Below are 15,372 nucleotides of genomic sequence, written 5' to 3' on the forward strand. Positions count from 1 at the left end.
GGGCGCGCTCCATCAGCTGGCGGTGGTGCCGCGTGTGACGATGGCGCCGGCAAGGCCCACGAGCTTGTCGAGCAGGAAGCCGACGAGCCCGATGTAGACCAGCGCCACGATGATGTCGGTCAGGCGCGAGGAATTCCACGCGTCCCAGATGAAGAAGCCGATGCCCACGCCGCCGGTCAGCATCTCGGCCGCGACGATGGCGAGCCACGACAGCCCCACGCCGATCCTGAGCCCGGAGAAGATGTAGGGCGCTGCGGCGGGCACCATGATCTTGAAGAAGAACTCGGCCTGGTTGAGCCTGAGCACCCGCGCGACGTTGCGGTAGTCCTGCGGGATGTTGCGGATGCCGGTGGCGGTGTTGATGATCACCGGCCAGATCGCGGTGATGAAGATGACGAAGATCGCCGATGGCGCCGAGTCCATGAACGCCGCCAGCGACAGCGGCAGCCACGCCAGCGGCGGCACGGTGCGCAGCACCTGGAACACCGGATCGAGCCCGCGCATCATCCACACCGACTGCCCGATGACCGCGCCGACCAGCACGCCGGCCACGGCCGCGAGGCCGAAGCCGTAGGCCACGCGCTCCAGCGAGACCAGCACGCGCAGCCCGAGGCCGATGTCCTGCGACCCGTTGACGAAAAACGGGTCGATGATGAGGTCCGCGCTCTGGGCCCACACTTCCGAGGGCGGCGGCAGCGAGGAGCCAGGGGCGGAAAACGCCATCTGCCAGACGATGAGCAGCACGGCGATCACGAGGAGCGGCGGCACGACGTTGACCGCCGCGGCAGTCAGGAAGGCCTTGGCGTCGAATCCCTTGGGGATGGCGCGCTGGAGCGCGACCACGGTCGCGGGCTTCGTCGGAAAGGCCGCCACCGCGTCGTCTTTGGTTGCTGGGAGGGACATGAAGCTCACCCGTTCGTTCATGAGGTTTCGTGAGGATCGAGGGAGTGCCCTCAGACGAGCGCCTTGATGTCGAGGCTGTCGAGATAGGCGGCGGGATTTTCGGGATCGAACACCTTGCCGTCGAAGAACGTCTCCAGCCCGCGGCTGTCGCCCTGGGGCAGATTGGAGAGCCCCAGCACCGTCGCGGCCTCGAGCCAGAGGTCGGAGCGGTTGGTGCGGTCGATCAGCGCCTTGACGTCGGTGTCGGCGGGGAAGCCGCCCCAGCGGATGCTCTCGGTCATGAACCACAGGTCGAGGCTCTTCCAGGGGTAGGAGCTTTCCCCGCTCTCGCCCCAGAACCGCATCAGGTAGTCGGTTCCCTCGGCGGTGCGGCCGTTGCCGTAGTTGATGTCGCCCTTGATGCGGCCGATGATGTCGGCGACCGGCACGTTGTACCACTGGCGCCGGCCGACGATCTCGGCCATCTCCTGCTTGTTCTCCATCTTCTCGCACCACTGCTGCGCTTCCATCACCGCCATCAGGATGGCGCGGGTGGCGTTGGGATGGGCATCGACCCAGTCGGCGCGCATGTTGAGCACCTTCTCGGGATGGCGCGGCCAGATTTCGCTGGTGGTGGTCGCGGTGAAGCCGATCTTCTGGTTGACGAGCTGTTCGTTCCACGGCTCGCCGACGCAGAAGGCGTCCATGTTGCCGACCTTCATGTTGGCCACCATCTGCGGCGGCGGCACCACGATCAGGTTCACGTCGCGGGTGGGGTCGATGCCGCCGGCGGCGAGCCAGTAGCGCACCCAGAAATCGTGCGTGCCGCCGGGAAAGGTCATGGCCACGGTAGGCTCGCGCCCCTCGGCCTTCCGCTTGGCGAAAGCCTCGCGCAACGGGCTGGAATCGAGCCCGACGCCCGTGTCGGCGTAGGTGCTGGCGACGGAGATGCCCTGGCAGTTCTCGTTGAGGTTGAGCAGCGTGTAGGTCGGCAGCGGCACGTTATTCTGCGTCACCGCGCCCGCGGTATAGAGGAGAGAGTTGGGCCGCAGGCTGTGCGCGCCGTCGATGCCGCCGGAGGCGCCGCCCAGGAAGAAGTTGTCGCGCAACGCGCCCCAGCTCGCCTGCTTCTCCACCGCCACGTCGGGCACGCCGTGCTTGGCGAAGAAACCCTTCTCCCTGGCGATGATCAGCGGCGCGGAGTCGGTCAGCGCGATATAGCCGAGCTTGCAGCCGCTGACCTCCGGCCCCGCGCCTTGCGCGAAGGCGCCGGACGGAAACTGGGTCCTGGCGGCGAGCAGTGTCGCCGCGGTCGCCCCCGCGGCTTTGAGGAACTGGCGGCGGGTGGCCGGCGGGGCGGAAATCTTGGTCCCGGTGGTCATGTGTCGTTGGTCTCCAGCGTTGGCATCACGGGGACCGGCGCGGGGGAGCGCTGCCCGACAAAAACAAAAAGGCTGCCAACCAGTCCGCCGCGGGGGAGATGAGCCCGCGTGCTTCAACCAGTCGGCAGCCTTGCCATGTCAGGAGCGCCCGCCTTTGGACGCCAGTCTCGTCGTGAGCCGTTGGGGAGGGAGGAACGGCCCACTCGGGAGATCAATAAGCAGATATCATGCCAACTCGGAAAAAAGCCATCAAGCACATGAAATCATTCGATTCCGATCGATACGCCGTTTTCGTCTCGCGGATGGGGAGTGCCCACGAAACGGGCGATCGGCGCGTCATTGTGATTAATTAATATAAATCGAGCTTTGCGCCCGGGCGGCCGCACTCCCTCAGCGGCGCTGGCTGTGCACATAGGCCTCGAGATCGTCCGGATCGAAGGCCACCCCGTCGAAAAAGCCCTCGTCGCGCCTGAAATCGGCGTCAGGCAGGTCGAAACCCAGCGTCGCCACGGCGGCACGGTAGAGATCCGGACGGAAACAGGCTGCCGCGACATCGGCGCCGGCGTGCGACCACGGCGCCTCGCCCCAGCGCACCATCTGGGCGTAATACCAGAGCGCATGGCTTTTCCAGGGGAAGTTGGCGTTGTGCGCCGAGGGGATGAAGTGCCCCTCCACCTCGGCCTGCGCGCCGTGCCCAAGATCGAGGCGGCCGGAAAGGCCGTGCATGACGATGTCGGCCGGGACGGCGAGGTAGTGCGGCCGGGCGAGGATCGCCGCGATCTCGGGCAGGTTCTCGGCCTGCGAGGCCCATTGTCCGGCGCGCGCGATGGCGCGGATGAGGGCGGCGAGAACGTCGAGATTGTCCTGCGCCCAGTCGGCGCGCAGGCCGAGGACCTTGTCGGGCGACCGGCGCCAGATCCTGTGCTTGACGGTGATGATGCGGCCGCCGATTGTCTCCACGCCGTAGGAGTTCCACGGCTCGCCGACGCAATAGCCGTCGATCCCGCCACTGCCCAGGGCTTCAGGCAGGTACTGGGGCGGCAGCACGACGATCTCGACATCCTCGTCGGGGCGGATGCCGGAGGCGGCCATCCAGTACCGCAGCTCGTAATTGTGGCTGGAAGTCTGATGCACCACGCCGAAGCGCAGGCGGGCAGGCCATTTCCGGATCACCTTGGCCAGCGCGGCGCCAGTGCCGGCCGCATCGAGATCGGCGGGGGCGCCCTCCTCGGCCATGGCCTGCCAGAGCCGGCCGCTCACCGTGATGCCGTTGCTGCCGAGCCCGAGCGTCATCGGCGCGATCATGGGCACCGCGAGCGGCGTCAGCCCGAGGCTCGCGGCGATCGGCATGGGGGCGAGCATCTGGGCGACGTCGAAATGGCCCAGCGCCGCCCGGTCGCGGATGTTGGCCCACGAGGTCTCCCGCACCAGATGCAGGTCCAGCCCCTCGTCGGTGGTGAAGTCCTTTTCGTGCGCCAGCACCAGCAGCACACTGTCGAGCAGGGGCATGAAGCCCGCGGCGAGACGCGTTCTTGTCATTTGTCTGGCCCCAATAGCTCGGCGGCGGTGATCAGGCTGCGCGCCACGTCGATCAGGCGCTGGTTGCCGTTCATGGCGGTGGTGCGCAGCAGCTTGTAGGCCGCGGCCTCGTCCAGACCGCGGGTCTTCATCAGAATGCCCTTGGCCTTGTCGATGATCTTGCGCTCCTCCAGCTCGCTGCGGGCGTCCTCCAGCTCGCGGGTGAGGCGCGCGAAGGCGTTGAAGCGCGAGACCGCCATTTCCATGATCGGCTTGATGCGCTCCTTCCTGAGGCCGTCGACCACGTAGGCCGACACCCCGGCCTCGACCGCCTGCTCGATCATCGTGCGGTCCGACCGGTCGACGAACATGGCGATGGGCCGCCGGACAGCCCTGGAGAGCGAGAAGAAATGCTCGAGCGTGTCGCGGTTGGGGTTTTCGAGGTCGATGATGATGACATCGGGCGCGGCCTCGCCGATACGCCGGGCCACGGCGGTGAAGTCGTGGATCACTTCCACCTGCCCATAACCCGCCTCTCGCAGCCCCTCCTCGATGATGGAGGCGCGAATGCGATTTTCATCGACAACCATGATCGAGAGACAGAGCGCCATATCCGGCTTATCGCCGATGGCAAAATGCTTGGCAATGGGAGGCGCTGATGACTCTATAGGCAACTGCCCGGCAACGCCGCACGGCCCGATGATCCCGGCCGGCGCACCGGCTTATCAGCCTCTTTCCGCATTCGCTGTTTCTGCATTAAATTTGGTCATGCTTAAATTTGGTCATGCAATGACGCCTCCGCACCGTGGTCACAGCTCCATGACGCAGCCCGCATACCCATCGGCGAACAGCTTGTGCGTCGTCGTCCTCGCCGGCGGCGCAGGAAGGCGCATCGGCGGCGGCAAGCCGCAGCGGACGCTGGCGGGCGAGAGCCTGCTCGCCCGCGCCGTCGCGCTGGCGAGGCAATGGACGACGGACGTGGCCGTGGCCGTGAAGGAAAGGCCCTCCGGACAGCCGCACCCCGATGTCGCCATCGTCACCGACGATCCCGCTGTCGACGGCCCGCTGTCGGGCCTCCTCGCCGGGCTTCGGTGGGCTCGGTCGCGGGGGTGCGGCGCCGTCCTGACAATTCCGTGCGACACGCCGTTCCTGCCCCGCGACCTCGTCGGGCGGCTGTCGGCGGCGCTTGCTGGCGTGGCGACGCCCGCCGTCGCCGTGGCGTCGAGCGCCGGACGTCTGCATCCCGCCTGCGCGCTGTGGACGGTGGATGCGGAAACGGTGCTGCTGCGGGAGGCGAACGCGGGGCGGCTGTCCCTGACCAACCTCGCCGGAAGGCTCGAACGGCGGATCGTGGAATGGCCGGTCGAAACCATCGATCCGTTCTTCAACATCAACACGCCGGACGAGCTTGAGGCCGCCCGATCCTGGCTCGCGAAGCCGGAGCGATAGACCGAGAACGGCGACGCCGAACCCGGCCCCCGAACTCAGCCCCCGACCTGGGAGAGATTGCCCGTCGCGCCCGGATCGTTCTGGTGCAGGAAATGGGTCGCGGCCTTGCCTGTGAGGGCGCTCCTCACCCGCATGCGCAGCTCCGCGATGTCGGCGTCGTCCTGCAGCAGGTCGCGCAGGTCGAGCCCGCCGTCGCCGAACAGGCACAGGCGCAGCTTCCCGCGCGCCGTCACCCGCAGCCGGTTGCAGGTATCGCAGAAACCCGGCGCGTAGGGCGCGATCAGGCCGATCCGCCCCTTGTGATCCGGGTGGGTGTATTCGATGGCCGGCCCGTCGTCGAACCGCCGCTCGGCCCTCTCCCAGCCACGCGCTTCGAGCCATTCGCGCAGCACCGCGCCGCGGACATGGTGGCCGGCGAAATAGTCCGCATTGTCGCCGGTGCGCATCAGTTCGATGAAGCGCACCGCGATCGGGCGGTGCCGGACGAACCCGGCCCAGTCGTCGAACCCCTTGGCCGCCGTTTCCTTGAGCAGCACCGCGTTGACCTTGACCGACGGCACCTGCATCTCGATGGCGAGATCGAGCCCGGCGAGCACCTCGGCAAGCCGGTCATGCCCGGTGATGGCGTGGAAATCCCGCGCCACGAGCGAGTCGATGCTGATATTGAGATTGGTGAGCCCGACCGCACGCCATTCCGGCAGATGCCGGCGCAGGTTCCAGCCGTTGGTGGTCAACGCGACGGTCTCGATGCCGGGGACAGTCGCCACCGTGGCGATGATCTCGCCAAGATCCTTGCGCACGCTCGGCTCGCCGCCCGTCAGCCTGATCTTGGAGAGGCCGAGACCGGCGAATGCCCGCACGAGCCGCGCTATCTCCTCCACCGCCAGATACGACGGCGGATAGGCTCCGTCGGCCTTGCGCCATCCGTTCGGCAGGCAATACGTGCAGCGGAAGTTGCACACCTCGGTGATCGAGAGGCGCAGATAGTGAAAACGACGACTGTGCCCGTCCACCAGCACGGGCGGTTGAAAGTTCATGGAAGCTCCTTTCCAAACACGGGAGGCGCGCGGGTTTCCCCGTGCACCCTCGGCCCATCGGGGCCCGGCCCCGGATCCATGGCGCTTTGGGGGGCGCTTTAGGACACGGGGCTCGGAGCAGATGCCGTGGTCATTCTATAGCGTTTTCAAACAAAGTGGACACCGATTTTTCAGGGGCGACAATATGCTGCTGCAACGGACATCAGATCGGCAGAATGCGCACGTCCTCTCCCGCGGGCAGCACGTCCTGTTCCGCCGCGCGCCGGATGAGAATGCGGCTCAGGCCCAGAGCCGCCTGCGCGCCGGAATCCTGATTGCCGACGAAAAAGACCTTGCCGTCCCGCAGCCGGCCGCGGAAGAAGGTCTCGCGGTCGCCCACGGCCGGCGCGTCTTCGCCGAGGCGCGCCGTTTCCCAACGCCACGCCTCCTCCGGGTCGCGCCCGGAAAGGCCCGCCGCCAGCGGCGCCAGAAACAGCCGCGCCGTCACCAGCGCCGATCCGGGGTTGCCGGGAAGGCCCACGACGAGGCGGCCTTTCGCCCGGCCGAGCCACGCCGGCTTGCCGGGCTTGACGGCGACCTTCGAGAAGACCAGATCGAGCCCGTGCCCGCGGAACATGTCGCGCGCATGATCGCGATCGCCGACCGAGGCGCCGCCCGTCACCACGACGATGTCGCTATCCGCCAGCGCCTCGCCCGCGCCCTGTTCGAGCATGTCGAGCGAATCCGCCAGGCGGCGGCGGCGGACGACCTCCCCGCCGAAGGATTGCGCCAGTGCCGCGATGCCGATCGACACGCTGTCGGGCACCAGTCCGGCTTTCAGATGCGCCGCGCCGGGGGGCGCGAGTTCGTCCCCCGTGGGGAGAACCGAGATCCTGGGGCGGCGCGTGACCATAACCTCGCCGACATCCGCGCCGGCGGCGGCGACCAGCGCCTGCGGCGTGAGCAGGGTGCCGGCGGGCAGGATCGTCTCGCCCGCCGAAAAATCGGAACCGGCGGCGCGGATGTGGCGGCCCCCCGACGGGACGCGGTCGAAGACCGCGAGCCCCTCGGATCGGCGGACGTGCTCCTGAATCACCACCCGGTCGAATCCGGGCGGCACGATCGCACCGGTGAATATCCGCACGCAGGTTCCCGGCTCCGCCTCGCCGGCGAACGGCCCACCGGCATAGGATTCGCCCACGACCGGCAGCCCGACGGGCCGCTCGGCCGATGCCCCGGCGAGATCGGCCTCGCGGACGGCGTAGCCGTCCATGGACGAGGTCTCGGCGGCGGGCGCGGTGCGCAACGCCGTTATCGGCCGGGCGAGAACGCGGCCGGCGGCACGCTCCACCGGCACGTGCTCCGCACCAAGCGGCACGGCATGCTGCCGGATCAGGGTGACGGCTTCGTCGAACGAGATCATGGCTCCACCTGCCAGTCGCCGGAGCGCCCGCCGGATTTGGCGAGCAGCCGCACGTCGCCGATCACCATGTCGCGGTCGATCGCCTTGAGCATGTCATAAAGTGTCAGGCACGCGACGCCGACGGCGGTCAGCGCCTCCATCTCGACGCCCGTCGGGCCGTTGGTGCGCGTCTCGGCGCGGACGCGAAACCCCGGCAGCGCCGCATCGGGCTCTATCGAGACCTTCGCCTTGGTGAGAAAGAGCGGGTGGCAGAGCGGGATCAGCTCGGATGTGCGCTTCGCGCCCATGATGCCGGCGATCTCGGCGGTGGTGAGCACCGCTCCCTTGGGCGCGCGCCCTTCGAGCACCGTCTCGACGGTCGCCGGCAGGCAGCGCAGCACCCCCTCGGCCACCGCGACCCTGTCGGTCGACGCCTTGCCGGAGACGTCGACCATGCGCGCCCGGCCCGCATCGTCGAGATGGGTCAGGGCCGGGGCATCCTGCGGCGGCGCGGCGGTTCCCGTCCCGGCGCTCATGCGCATGTCCCCCGGTAGCGCGGGATCTGTCCCGCGAGGGAGCACGGGCGGAAACGGCTGTCGAGTTCGAGCGCCAGCACGCCGTCCCACGCGTCGCGGCACGCGCCGGTCGAGCCCGGAACGCAGAAGATGAACGTCTCGCCGATCTGTCCGGCGAGCGCGCGTGACTGCAGGGTCGATACCCCGACCGTGCCGAGGCTGACCTGGTGGAACACCACCGCGAAGCCGTCCATCGTCCGCCGCAGCAGCGGCGCGACGGCCTCGGGCGTCACGTCGCGCGGCGCGAAGCCCGTTCCGCCGGTGGTGATGATGACGTCGACGCCCGGGTCCTCGGCCCAGGCGGAGACGACGGCGCGGATGGCGTCGACATCGTCCGTGACGATTTGGCGGTCGGCCAACGTGTGGCCCGCCGCCGTCAGCCGCGCCGCCAGCAGGCCGCCGGAGGTGTCGCTTTCCGCGTCGCGCGTGTCGGACACCGTCAGCACGGCGATGTTGAGGGGGAGGAAGGGAAGGGTTTCGTCGATGCCTGCCATTCATTTGCTCCAGCGGGACCGGTCGTCGTGGTCGCGGTCGGTCGGTTCGATCCATTGCGCGCCGTCGGGGCCGACTTCCTTCTTCCAGAACACGGCCTCGGTCTTGAGGCGGTCCATCATGTAGTCGGCGGCCCGAAACGCCTCGCGGCGGTGGGCGGAGGCGGCAGCGACGAAGACGATGGGCTCCCGCACGGGCACGACGCCGCAGCGGTGCACGATGGTGGCCGCCGCAATGTCGAACCGCGCCAGCGCGTCCGCGCCGATATCCTGGATGGACCGTTCCGTCATGCCCGGATACCAGTCGAGTTCGAGACGGTCGAGCGTTGCGCCGGCGGCGTTCTCGGCCCGCGCCAGACCGGTGAAGGAAACGATCGCCCCCGCGCCCTGCGTCGCCCGGGTGAAGCGGTCGAGCTCGGCGGCGGGATCGATGGCGCGCTCCTCAAGACGAAACGGTTCCACGAGTCAGCCTCCGGACACGGCGGAAAAGAACGCGATTTCCTGCCCCGGACGCACCGGGGTGTCGTCGGTCGCGATCACCTTGTCCACCGCCGCGCGCGTGCCCGCGCCGAGCGGCGGCGGCTCGCCGGCGGAGCCGGACATTGCCTCTAGCCGCGCGCGCAGAGCGCCGACCCGTGTCCCGGACGCGGGAATGGCGAGGCGGATGCTCCTGCCGAAGCGATCCGACACGCGCCCGAAAAACAGCACGGTTATGGATGTTTCACCACCGGCACCCGACATGTCTTCTCCGCTGTTGTGTGCGCTTGCGCCGGTTGCTGCGTCGCGCATCGCCTGACCGTATCATCCTAGAGCATTTCTCCTTTTCGTTGAAACGGGAATTACTCTATCTCTTTGTTTTTACGCAATTCCGGACGCAAAATTGGTTCCCGATTTTGCTGGAATTGCGTGAGAGACTGCCGGCGGGAAGTGGAACCGCTTTGGCGGCATCGCCGCCTGTGGGCAATCGACGCGCGCCGGCCATGGTCAGCCCAGCCCCCAGATCCGGCCTTCCGCCACCTCCACCGAGTTGCCGGCAGGGTCGCGGATGTAGACCGAACGCCCGCCGGAACTCTTCCATGTCTGATCGTGTTCGATCGCGATTCCGAGGCCGAGGAAATGCTCGCGCCACCATTCCACGTCCCGCGCATCCGTGGCGCGAAAGCACAGATGCCCCGGCCCGGAAGCGCCGTGGCGCGGGATCGGGTTGTGGCCGCAGGGCCGCACCGACTCGTCCGGGTTGAACACCAGCAGCATCTGCTGCCCGCAACGCAGGAAGACGAACTTGCCATCGAGCTTCGACACGACCTCGAGTCCGAAAACGTCGCGATAGAACGCCTCGGCCGCGTCGAGGTCCTCGGCGTAGATCGACGTTTCCAGGATTGCCTGCGGGGGTTTCATGAACACCTCCCCTGTTCGGAACCGCTCGCCCTGCGCCGGAACCCGCCCGCCCTCCGGAACAATGCATTGTCGCTGTATCGGGCGAGGACGCGCCCGTCCTGTCACCGAATGGTACGGCCGGCCGCCGCGATGTCAATGAGCCAGCGACGGCATTCGCTATTTCTGAATGAATATGACGAAAGCGCCGTCGGAGACGGCAGGCCTGGCCGGATACGGGTACCATCGATCTGAAAAATAGATGATACCGGGCGGGAATCCCTCTTGCTCCGCCGTCGCTTCCTATAGTTATATGACTATAATGCCCGGCCGGAGACCTGAAGGGCGGGCGCGAATGCCTGGAGGCGTCCATGCCGTCGCTGAGTGTGAGGGTGGACCTGTCGGCCGGTCGGCGCATCGGCCCCGGCAAGGTCGAACTGCTCGAACAGATCGCCGCTTTCGGCTCCATCGCGGGCGGGGCGCGGCGCATGCATATGTCCTACAAGCGCGCCTGGGAGCTCATCCATGACCTGAACGAGACGTTCGGCGCGCCCGTCGTCACCGCTGCCGCGGGCGGCAGGAAGGGCGGCGGCGCGCAGCTCACGCCGCTGGGGCTTGCCATCGTGAGCCGGTTTCGCGCCATCGAGCGCGCGGCCAACGAAGCGGCGACGGCGCACCTTTCCGCGCTGGAGGCGGAAGCGATCAGGCTATAGAGCAAAATGCATTTTGCTCTATCTCCTTGTTTATGCATCGAATCTATCCAAGAAGCGGTGTCCGTTTTCCGGTTTGATGCAAGATTTGATGCAAGAGCAGACCGGCACTTCACCGATCCCGATCTTTCGGCAAGACCACATCCGGCCGATCCGCCGGCATGCCAAGGGAATGCCCTTATCACAGAGGAAACAACGATGCGATTTCGCGTGCTGACAACAGCCTTCCTCGCGGCGTTCGTCGCGCTGGCGGGTGCCGCCCAGTCCCAGGCCCAGACGATCTTCGCCGCCGCGAGCATGACCGACGCCATCCGCCAGGTGAACGAGCTCTGGACCGCCAAGGGCAATGAGCCCTTCAGCTTCAGTTTCGCGTCCTCCTCGACGCTGGCGCAGCAGATCGAACAGGGGGCGGAGGCCACCATCTTCATTTCCGCCGACGAGCGCTGGATGGACTGGCTGCAGGAACGCGGCCTCATCGCCGAGGACACGCGCGTTTCCGCCCTCGGCAACCGGCTGGTGCTCGTCGCGCCGGCGGACAGCGACATCAAGGTCGAGCTCGGCAAGGACACCGACATAGCCGCGCTGCTCGGCGCGGACGGGCGTCTTGCGACCGGCGATCCCCAGCACGTGCCCGTCGGGCGCTACGCCGAGCAGGCCCTGACCGCGCTCGGCCAGTGGGATGCGCTTGCGCCGAGGCTGGCGCGGGCGGACAGCGTGCGTTCCGCCCTTCTGCTGGTGGAGCGCGGCGAAGCGCCGCTTGGCATCGTCTACGCGACGGATGCGGCAATCTCACAGGGTATCAAGGTCGTGGGCGTGTTTCCTGAGGATCTGCATGAACGGGTGACCTATCCGTTCGCCGTGGTCAAGGCTGCCGACAGCCCCGCCGCGCGGGAAGCGCTCGCCTTCCTCACGGGCGACGAGGCCGCGCAGGTGTACGCCCGTCTCGGCTTCTCCAAGCCGTAATCGCCGCCGATGCCCGTCTTGACGGTCGAAGAATGGCAGGCCGTCCGGCTCAGCCTCATCGTGGCGGCGAAGGCGGTCGCGATGGGGCTGCCTCTGTCCATCGCCGCCTCGCTGCTGTTGCACCGGCGGTCGCTGCCCGGCTGGTCGCTGCTGAACATCCTCATCCATCTGCCGCTCGTCCTGCCGCCGGTGGTGGTGGGCTGGCTGCTGCTCATCACGTTCGGGATACGCGGCTTCGCCGGGCAATTCCTGCATGAATGGTTCGGCATCCGGCTGGTGTTCACGGCCAACGGCGCGGCGCTCGCCTGCGCGGTGATGACCTTTCCGCTCATGGTGCGCGCGATCCGGCTGTCGCTCGATTCGGTCGACAAGGGGCTGGAGGAGGCGGCGAGCACGCTGGGCGCGGGCGCGATCGACCGTTTCCTGACGGTGACGCTGCCGCTGATCACGCCCGGCGTGATTTCGGGGGCGATCATCGGCTACGCGGCGAGTCTCGGCGAGTTCGGGGCCGTCATCACCTTCGCCTCCAATGTGCCCGGCCAGACGCAGACGCTGCCGCTGGCGATCTTCACCGCCCTGCAGACGCCCGGCGGCGAGGCCGCGGCGGCGCGTCTCGCCGCGATCTCGATCACGCTCGCGGTCGCCGGACTCCTGTTCGGCGAATGGGCGGGCAGGCGCGCGCGTCCATGACGGATTCGGCCATGATGTCTTCAGCCATGACGTTTCCAGCCACGACGCTCGACGTGCGCCTCCGGCACCGGTTTCCGGGGTTCTCGGCCGACATCCGGTTTTCCGCGCCCTCCCCTGGCGTCACGGCGCTGTTCGGCCCCTCCGGCTGCGGCAAGTCGACGACGCTGATGGCCATAGCCGGCCTGCTGAAGGCCGATGAGGCGCGGGTGACGCTTGACGGCGTATCGCTCTCGGACCTGCCGCCGGCGAAGCGGCGCATCGGCGTGGTGTTTCAGGACGGGCGGCTGTTTCCGCACCTGTCGGTCGACGGCAACCTGCGCTATGGCCTGCGCCGCGCGCCGCCCGGCCCGATCGCGTTCGACAGGACGGTGGACCTGCTCGGCATCGGGCATCTGCTGGCGCGCCGGCCGGCGACGCTTTCCGGCGGCGAGCGCCAGCGGGTCGCCATCGGCCGCGCGCTCCTCTCCCAGCCGCGCCTGCTCGTCATGGACGAGCCGCTCGCGGCGCTCGATGGGGCGCGCAAGGCGGAAATCCTGCCGTTCCTGATGCGCCTGCGGGACGGGCTGCAACTGCCCATCCTCTACGTGTCGCATGCGATAGAGGAAGTCGCGAAACTCGCCGACACGCTGGTGCTTCTGGAGGCGGGAACCGTGGTCGCCGCGGGGCCGGTCGGCGAGATCGCGGCGCGCGCCGATCTGCCGTTCGCGAGCGGCGGCAATGCCGGCGCGATCATCACGACCGTCGTCGCCGGGCATGACGAGGCGCGCGGGCTCACCCTTCTCGTCGCCGGCGGCGATCCGGACGGCCCGCGCCTCCTGGTGCCGCGCACGGATATTGCCGTCGGCAGCAGGGTGCGGGTGCGCATTCCGGCAAGCGACGTGGTGCTTGGCACCCACGCGCCGCAGGGCATCAGCGCCAACAACGCCCTGCCGGGGGAGGTCCGCGCCACGCGCCAGACCCCCGACGGCCGGCTGGCGCTGGTCGAGGTCGGTATCGGCCGGGACCGCCTGCTCTCGCAACTGACGCCCGATTCCGTGTCGCATCTGGGGATTGTGCCGGGCAAGCGCGTGCACGCAATCTTCAAATCCATCGCCGTGCAGGTTCTGTAAGCGCTACCGACGATGGGCGGGGATATGTATCCTGCATGAAGAGCCGCAGGGAGGCCGGACAATGACTGTCGCCGTGGCGCTGCTCGCCGCCGGAAGCTCCAGCCGCATGGGCGCGGGGCGCCACAAGCTGCTGGCCCGTTTCGGCGATACGCCGCTCATCCGGCGCTCCGCGCTCGCCGCGCTCGATAGCGGCGGCACGCCGGTGATCATCGTTCTCGGCCATCGCGCCGACGAGTTGCGGGCGCCCATCGCCAACCTGCCGGCGACCGTCGTCATCAACCGCCAGTTCGGCGACGGGCTGTCGTCGTCCCTCAAGGCGGCGGTGACGCACGTGCCCGCGAGCGCGGGCGGGCTGCTGGTGCATCTGGCGGACATGCCGGCGATCACGGCGGCGGATCTGAAACGCCTGATCGACGCTTTCGACGGCAACGCCGTGGTGCGCGCGACATCGGGCGGCCGGCGGGGGAACCCCGTCATCCTGCCCCGGGCGTTGTTCGCAGGCATTGCGGAGCTTGAGGGTGACGTCGGGGCGCGGCAACTCATCGCCGACTCCGGCCTGCCGGTCATCGACATCGATCTGGGGGCCGCCGCAGCGATCGACGTCGACACGCCGGAAGCCCTGCAGCGGGCCGGCGGCGTCTGGACGAAGGACTGAAACGTCACACGACCAGGTGCCCGGCGCGGGCGCGGTCGAGGATCTCGGCCAGAATCCCGACGGCGATCTCGGTGGCGTTGCGGGAACGGCGCACGAGGCCGGCCGGCATGCTGATGCGGTCTATCTGCGCCTGCGGGACGCCCTCCCCCAGGAGCGCGTGGGTGCGCAGCTCGCAGACGCGCTTGCTGCCCACGGCCCCCAGATAGAAGCCGGGCTGGCCGGCCAGTTGCGTCAGCAGCGGAATCTCGCGCTCGTGCTCGTGGAACATCAGCACGGACGCCGTCCACGGATCGGAAGCCGGGACCCTGAAGCTGGCCGAATGGATCGTCTTCGTCGCAATGCCCATGGCAGCCGCGGCGGCGCGCGTCACGTCGTCCACGGTGTGGAAATCGACGCCGATCCCGGCGGCGCGGGCGAGATGCGCCAACTGCACGGCAGCAAGGCCCGCGCCATAGAGGTCGAGCCTGATGGCGGGCTTGACCAGCCGCTCGAAGACGCCGTCGCGGATGTCCGCGATGGGCGCGTGCACCTCCTCGGCGGTCAGCGGGCGGATGGCGGACCAGCCCGTGTCGAGATCGGTGCGCAGGCAGACGGGCCGGCGCATCGCAATGGCGTGCGCGGCCTCGAAGACGACCTCGTCCGCGATCGCCTGATCGAAATAGATCTCGATGCCCGAACCGCACGGCAGCCTGAGATCGATATAGGGCGAGCCCTTGCCGTAGCGCCGGATCTCGTTGCGCCCGTTCAGGATCACCTCCACGCCGACGCGGGCGAGATCCCGTTCGAGGCATCCGCCGGTCAGATAGCCGTAGAGCGCGCCGCGCTCGTTGACCACCATCTGCGCGCCGAGCGACCGCGGGCTCTTGCCATCGATGCTGACGATGGTGAGCAGCGCCGAGCGAAGCCCCGCCCTGCGCCAGTCGGCAAGGACGAGCAGCGGCGCGAGATCGATGGCGCGGCAGGCGGCCAGCTCACGGAATTCACGATCGATCGTGACGGTTTCGTCCAGCATCGCGGCTCATGGTCGTTCTGGAGCATGCCTCGATTTCACGAAATCGCGTCATGCTCCGCAAGTCTTTGATTTTGAGCGAATTCTGATCAATCAAATGATTCCATGCGATCGGAAAGCGCTTTCGTGCCGCCGGGTCGGCATCCA

General features: G+C 68.1%; 18 protein-coding genes and 1 riboswitch. Of the genes, 6 read left to right on the forward strand and 12 right to left on the reverse strand.

The window, feature by feature from the left end; translation table 11 throughout:
• Nucleotides 1-12: 12 nt before the first annotated feature.
• The 4 genes from ntrB to ACUSIJ_RS23750 all read right to left on the reverse strand — a co-directional run bounded on the left by ntrB (nt 13) and on the right by ACUSIJ_RS23750 (nt 4,393).
• Nucleotides 13-903 (reverse strand): nitrate ABC transporter permease, encoded by an 891-nt coding sequence (gene ntrB / locus ACUSIJ_RS23735; RefSeq protein WP_449310899.1) that lies wholly within the window; start codon nt 901-903, stop codon nt 13-15.
• 50 nt (nt 904-953) lie between these two features.
• Entirely contained in the window at nt 954-2,264 is a 1,311-nt protein-coding gene (locus ACUSIJ_RS23740; protein ID WP_449310900.1) for a CmpA/NrtA family ABC transporter substrate-binding protein, read from the reverse strand.
• 390 nt (nt 2,265-2,654) lie between these two features.
• Complete coding sequence (locus ACUSIJ_RS23745; RefSeq protein WP_449310901.1) at nt 2,655-3,803, reverse strand: CmpA/NrtA family ABC transporter substrate-binding protein; 1,149 nt, start codon at nt 3,801-3,803, stop codon at nt 2,655-2,657.
• Entirely contained in the window at nt 3,800-4,393 is a 594-nt protein-coding gene (locus ACUSIJ_RS23750) for an ANTAR domain-containing response regulator (RefSeq protein WP_449310902.1), read from the reverse strand. The genes ACUSIJ_RS23745 and ACUSIJ_RS23750 overlap by 4 nt, the downstream gene beginning before the upstream one ends.
• A gap of 208 nt (nt 4,394-4,601) precedes the next feature.
• Here ACUSIJ_RS23750 and mobA point away from each other — a divergent pair, with 208 nt between their 5' ends.
• The gene (gene mobA, locus ACUSIJ_RS23755) at nt 4,602-5,231 is read left to right on the forward strand and encodes a molybdenum cofactor guanylyltransferase (protein ID WP_449310903.1); all 630 of its coding nucleotides are present in this window, start codon (nt 4,602-4,604) and stop codon (nt 5,229-5,231) included.
• A gap of 35 nt (nt 5,232-5,266) precedes the next feature.
• Here the strand turns inward: mobA and moaA are convergent, their stop codons facing one another.
• The 7 genes from moaA to ACUSIJ_RS23790 form a co-directional block, all read right to left on the reverse strand.
• Nucleotides 5,267-6,268 (reverse strand): GTP 3',8-cyclase MoaA, encoded by a 1,002-nt coding sequence (moaA, locus tag ACUSIJ_RS23760; protein WP_449310904.1) that lies wholly within the window; start codon nt 6,266-6,268, stop codon nt 5,267-5,269.
• A riboswitch (molybdenum cofactor riboswitch) is annotated at nt 6,258-6,398 on the reverse strand. It overlaps the preceding gene by 11 nt.
• A gap of 72 nt (nt 6,399-6,470) precedes the next feature.
• Nucleotides 6,471-7,670, reverse strand: coding sequence for a molybdopterin molybdotransferase MoeA (locus ACUSIJ_RS23765; protein WP_449310905.1), 1,200 nt, complete (start codon nt 7,668-7,670; stop codon nt 6,471-6,473).
• Nucleotides 7,667-8,185, reverse strand: coding sequence for a cyclic pyranopterin monophosphate synthase MoaC (moaC, locus tag ACUSIJ_RS23770; RefSeq protein WP_449310906.1), 519 nt, complete (start codon nt 8,183-8,185; stop codon nt 7,667-7,669). Before moaC ends, ACUSIJ_RS23765 begins: the two co-directional genes overlap by 4 nt.
• Nucleotides 8,182-8,718 (reverse strand): molybdenum cofactor biosynthesis protein B, encoded by a 537-nt coding sequence (moaB, locus tag ACUSIJ_RS23775; RefSeq protein WP_449310907.1) that lies wholly within the window; start codon nt 8,716-8,718, stop codon nt 8,182-8,184. Before moaB ends, moaC begins: the two co-directional genes overlap by 4 nt.
• Nucleotides 8,719-9,177: a molybdenum cofactor biosynthesis protein MoaE gene (locus tag ACUSIJ_RS23780; RefSeq protein WP_449310908.1), complete on the reverse strand. Its 459-nt coding sequence runs from the start codon at nt 9,175-9,177 to the stop codon at nt 8,719-8,721. It lies immediately after the preceding gene.
• A gap of 3 nt (nt 9,178-9,180) precedes the next feature.
• Nucleotides 9,181-9,456: a MoaD/ThiS family protein gene (locus tag ACUSIJ_RS23785; protein WP_449310909.1), complete on the reverse strand. Its 276-nt coding sequence runs from the start codon at nt 9,454-9,456 to the stop codon at nt 9,181-9,183.
• 243 nt (nt 9,457-9,699) lie between these two features.
• Complete coding sequence (locus tag ACUSIJ_RS23790; protein ID WP_449310910.1) at nt 9,700-10,113, reverse strand: VOC family protein; 414 nt, start codon at nt 10,111-10,113, stop codon at nt 9,700-9,702.
• A gap of 347 nt (nt 10,114-10,460) precedes the next feature.
• Between ACUSIJ_RS23790 and ACUSIJ_RS23795 the strand changes: the two genes are divergently transcribed.
• The 5 genes from ACUSIJ_RS23795 to ACUSIJ_RS23815 all read left to right on the forward strand — a co-directional run bounded on the left by ACUSIJ_RS23795 (nt 10,461) and on the right by ACUSIJ_RS23815 (nt 14,216).
• A complete protein-coding gene (locus ACUSIJ_RS23795) occupies nt 10,461-10,802 on the forward strand; it encodes a winged helix-turn-helix domain-containing protein (protein WP_449310911.1) in 342 nt (113 codons plus the stop codon).
• 195 nt (nt 10,803-10,997) lie between these two features.
• A complete protein-coding gene (gene modA, locus ACUSIJ_RS23800) occupies nt 10,998-11,762 on the forward strand; it encodes a molybdate ABC transporter substrate-binding protein (RefSeq protein ID WP_449310912.1) in 765 nt (254 codons plus the stop codon).
• A gap of 9 nt (nt 11,763-11,771) precedes the next feature.
• Nucleotides 11,772-12,452, forward strand: a complete 681-nt coding sequence (modB, locus tag ACUSIJ_RS23805; RefSeq protein WP_449310913.1) for a molybdate ABC transporter permease subunit — start codon at nt 11,772-11,774, stop codon at nt 12,450-12,452.
• Between the two features lie 26 nt (nt 12,453-12,478).
• Nucleotides 12,479-13,561 carry a molybdenum ABC transporter ATP-binding protein gene (modC, locus tag ACUSIJ_RS23810; protein ID WP_449310914.1) on the forward strand — a complete coding sequence of 361 codons (1,083 nt, stop codon included), beginning with the start codon at nt 12,479-12,481 and terminating at the stop codon, nt 13,559-13,561.
• Between the two features lie 61 nt (nt 13,562-13,622).
• Entirely contained in the window at nt 13,623-14,216 is a 594-nt protein-coding gene (locus ACUSIJ_RS23815; protein WP_449310915.1) for a nucleotidyltransferase family protein, read from the forward strand.
• Between the two features lie 4 nt (nt 14,217-14,220).
• On the opposite strand, the gene ACUSIJ_RS23820 is transcribed toward ACUSIJ_RS23815, so the two are convergent.
• Nucleotides 14,221-15,228 carry an XdhC family protein gene (locus ACUSIJ_RS23820; RefSeq protein ID WP_449310916.1) on the reverse strand — a complete coding sequence of 336 codons (1,008 nt, stop codon included), beginning with the start codon at nt 15,226-15,228 and terminating at the stop codon, nt 14,221-14,223.
• Nucleotides 15,229-15,372: the final 144 nt, after the last annotated feature.

This window comes from Pseudochelatococcus sp. B33 (genome assembly GCF_053570585.1).

Excerpts from the sequence above, each read along its gene's own strand:
- ACUSIJ_RS23785 (WP_449310909.1), bottom strand. The coding sequence starts at position 9,456 with ATGTCGGGTGCCGGTGGTGAAACATCCATAACCGTGCTGTTTTTCGGG.
- moaA (WP_449310904.1), bottom strand. The coding sequence starts at position 6,268 with ATGAACTTTCAACCGCCCGTGCTGGTGGACGGGCACAGTCGTCGTTTT.
- ACUSIJ_RS23790 (WP_449310910.1), bottom strand. The coding sequence starts at position 10,113 with ATGAAACCCCCGCAGGCAATCCTGGAAACGTCGATCTACGCCGAGGAC.
- modA (WP_449310912.1), top strand. The coding sequence starts at position 10,998 with ATGCGATTTCGCGTGCTGACAACAGCCTTCCTCGCGGCGTTCGTCGCG.
- modB (WP_449310913.1), top strand. The coding sequence starts at position 11,772 with ATGCCCGTCTTGACGGTCGAAGAATGGCAGGCCGTCCGGCTCAGCCTC.
- ACUSIJ_RS23765 (WP_449310905.1), bottom strand. The coding sequence starts at position 7,670 with ATGATCTCGTTCGACGAAGCCGTCACCCTGATCCGGCAGCATGCCGTG.
- ACUSIJ_RS23795 (WP_449310911.1), top strand. The coding sequence starts at position 10,461 with ATGCCGTCGCTGAGTGTGAGGGTGGACCTGTCGGCCGGTCGGCGCATC.
- ACUSIJ_RS23740 (WP_449310900.1), bottom strand. The coding sequence starts at position 2,264 with ATGACCACCGGGACCAAGATTTCCGCCCCGCCGGCCACCCGCCGCCAG.
- mobA (WP_449310903.1), top strand. The coding sequence starts at position 4,602 with ATGACGCAGCCCGCATACCCATCGGCGAACAGCTTGTGCGTCGTCGTC.
- moaC (WP_449310906.1), bottom strand. The coding sequence starts at position 8,185 with ATGAGCGCCGGGACGGGAACCGCCGCGCCGCCGCAGGATGCCCCGGCC.
- ntrB (WP_449310899.1), bottom strand. The coding sequence starts at position 903 with ATGTCCCTCCCAGCAACCAAAGACGACGCGGTGGCGGCCTTTCCGACG.
- modC (WP_449310914.1), top strand. The coding sequence starts at position 12,479 with ATGACGTTTCCAGCCACGACGCTCGACGTGCGCCTCCGGCACCGGTTT.
- ACUSIJ_RS23815 (WP_449310915.1), top strand. The coding sequence starts at position 13,623 with ATGACTGTCGCCGTGGCGCTGCTCGCCGCCGGAAGCTCCAGCCGCATG.
- ACUSIJ_RS23745 (WP_449310901.1), bottom strand. The coding sequence starts at position 3,803 with ATGACAAGAACGCGTCTCGCCGCGGGCTTCATGCCCCTGCTCGACAGT.
- moaB (WP_449310907.1), bottom strand. The coding sequence starts at position 8,718 with ATGGCAGGCATCGACGAAACCCTTCCCTTCCTCCCCCTCAACATCGCC.
- ACUSIJ_RS23750 (WP_449310902.1), bottom strand. The coding sequence starts at position 4,393 with ATGGCGCTCTGTCTCTCGATCATGGTTGTCGATGAAAATCGCATTCGC.
- ACUSIJ_RS23820 (WP_449310916.1), bottom strand. The coding sequence starts at position 15,228 with ATGCTGGACGAAACCGTCACGATCGATCGTGAATTCCGTGAGCTGGCC.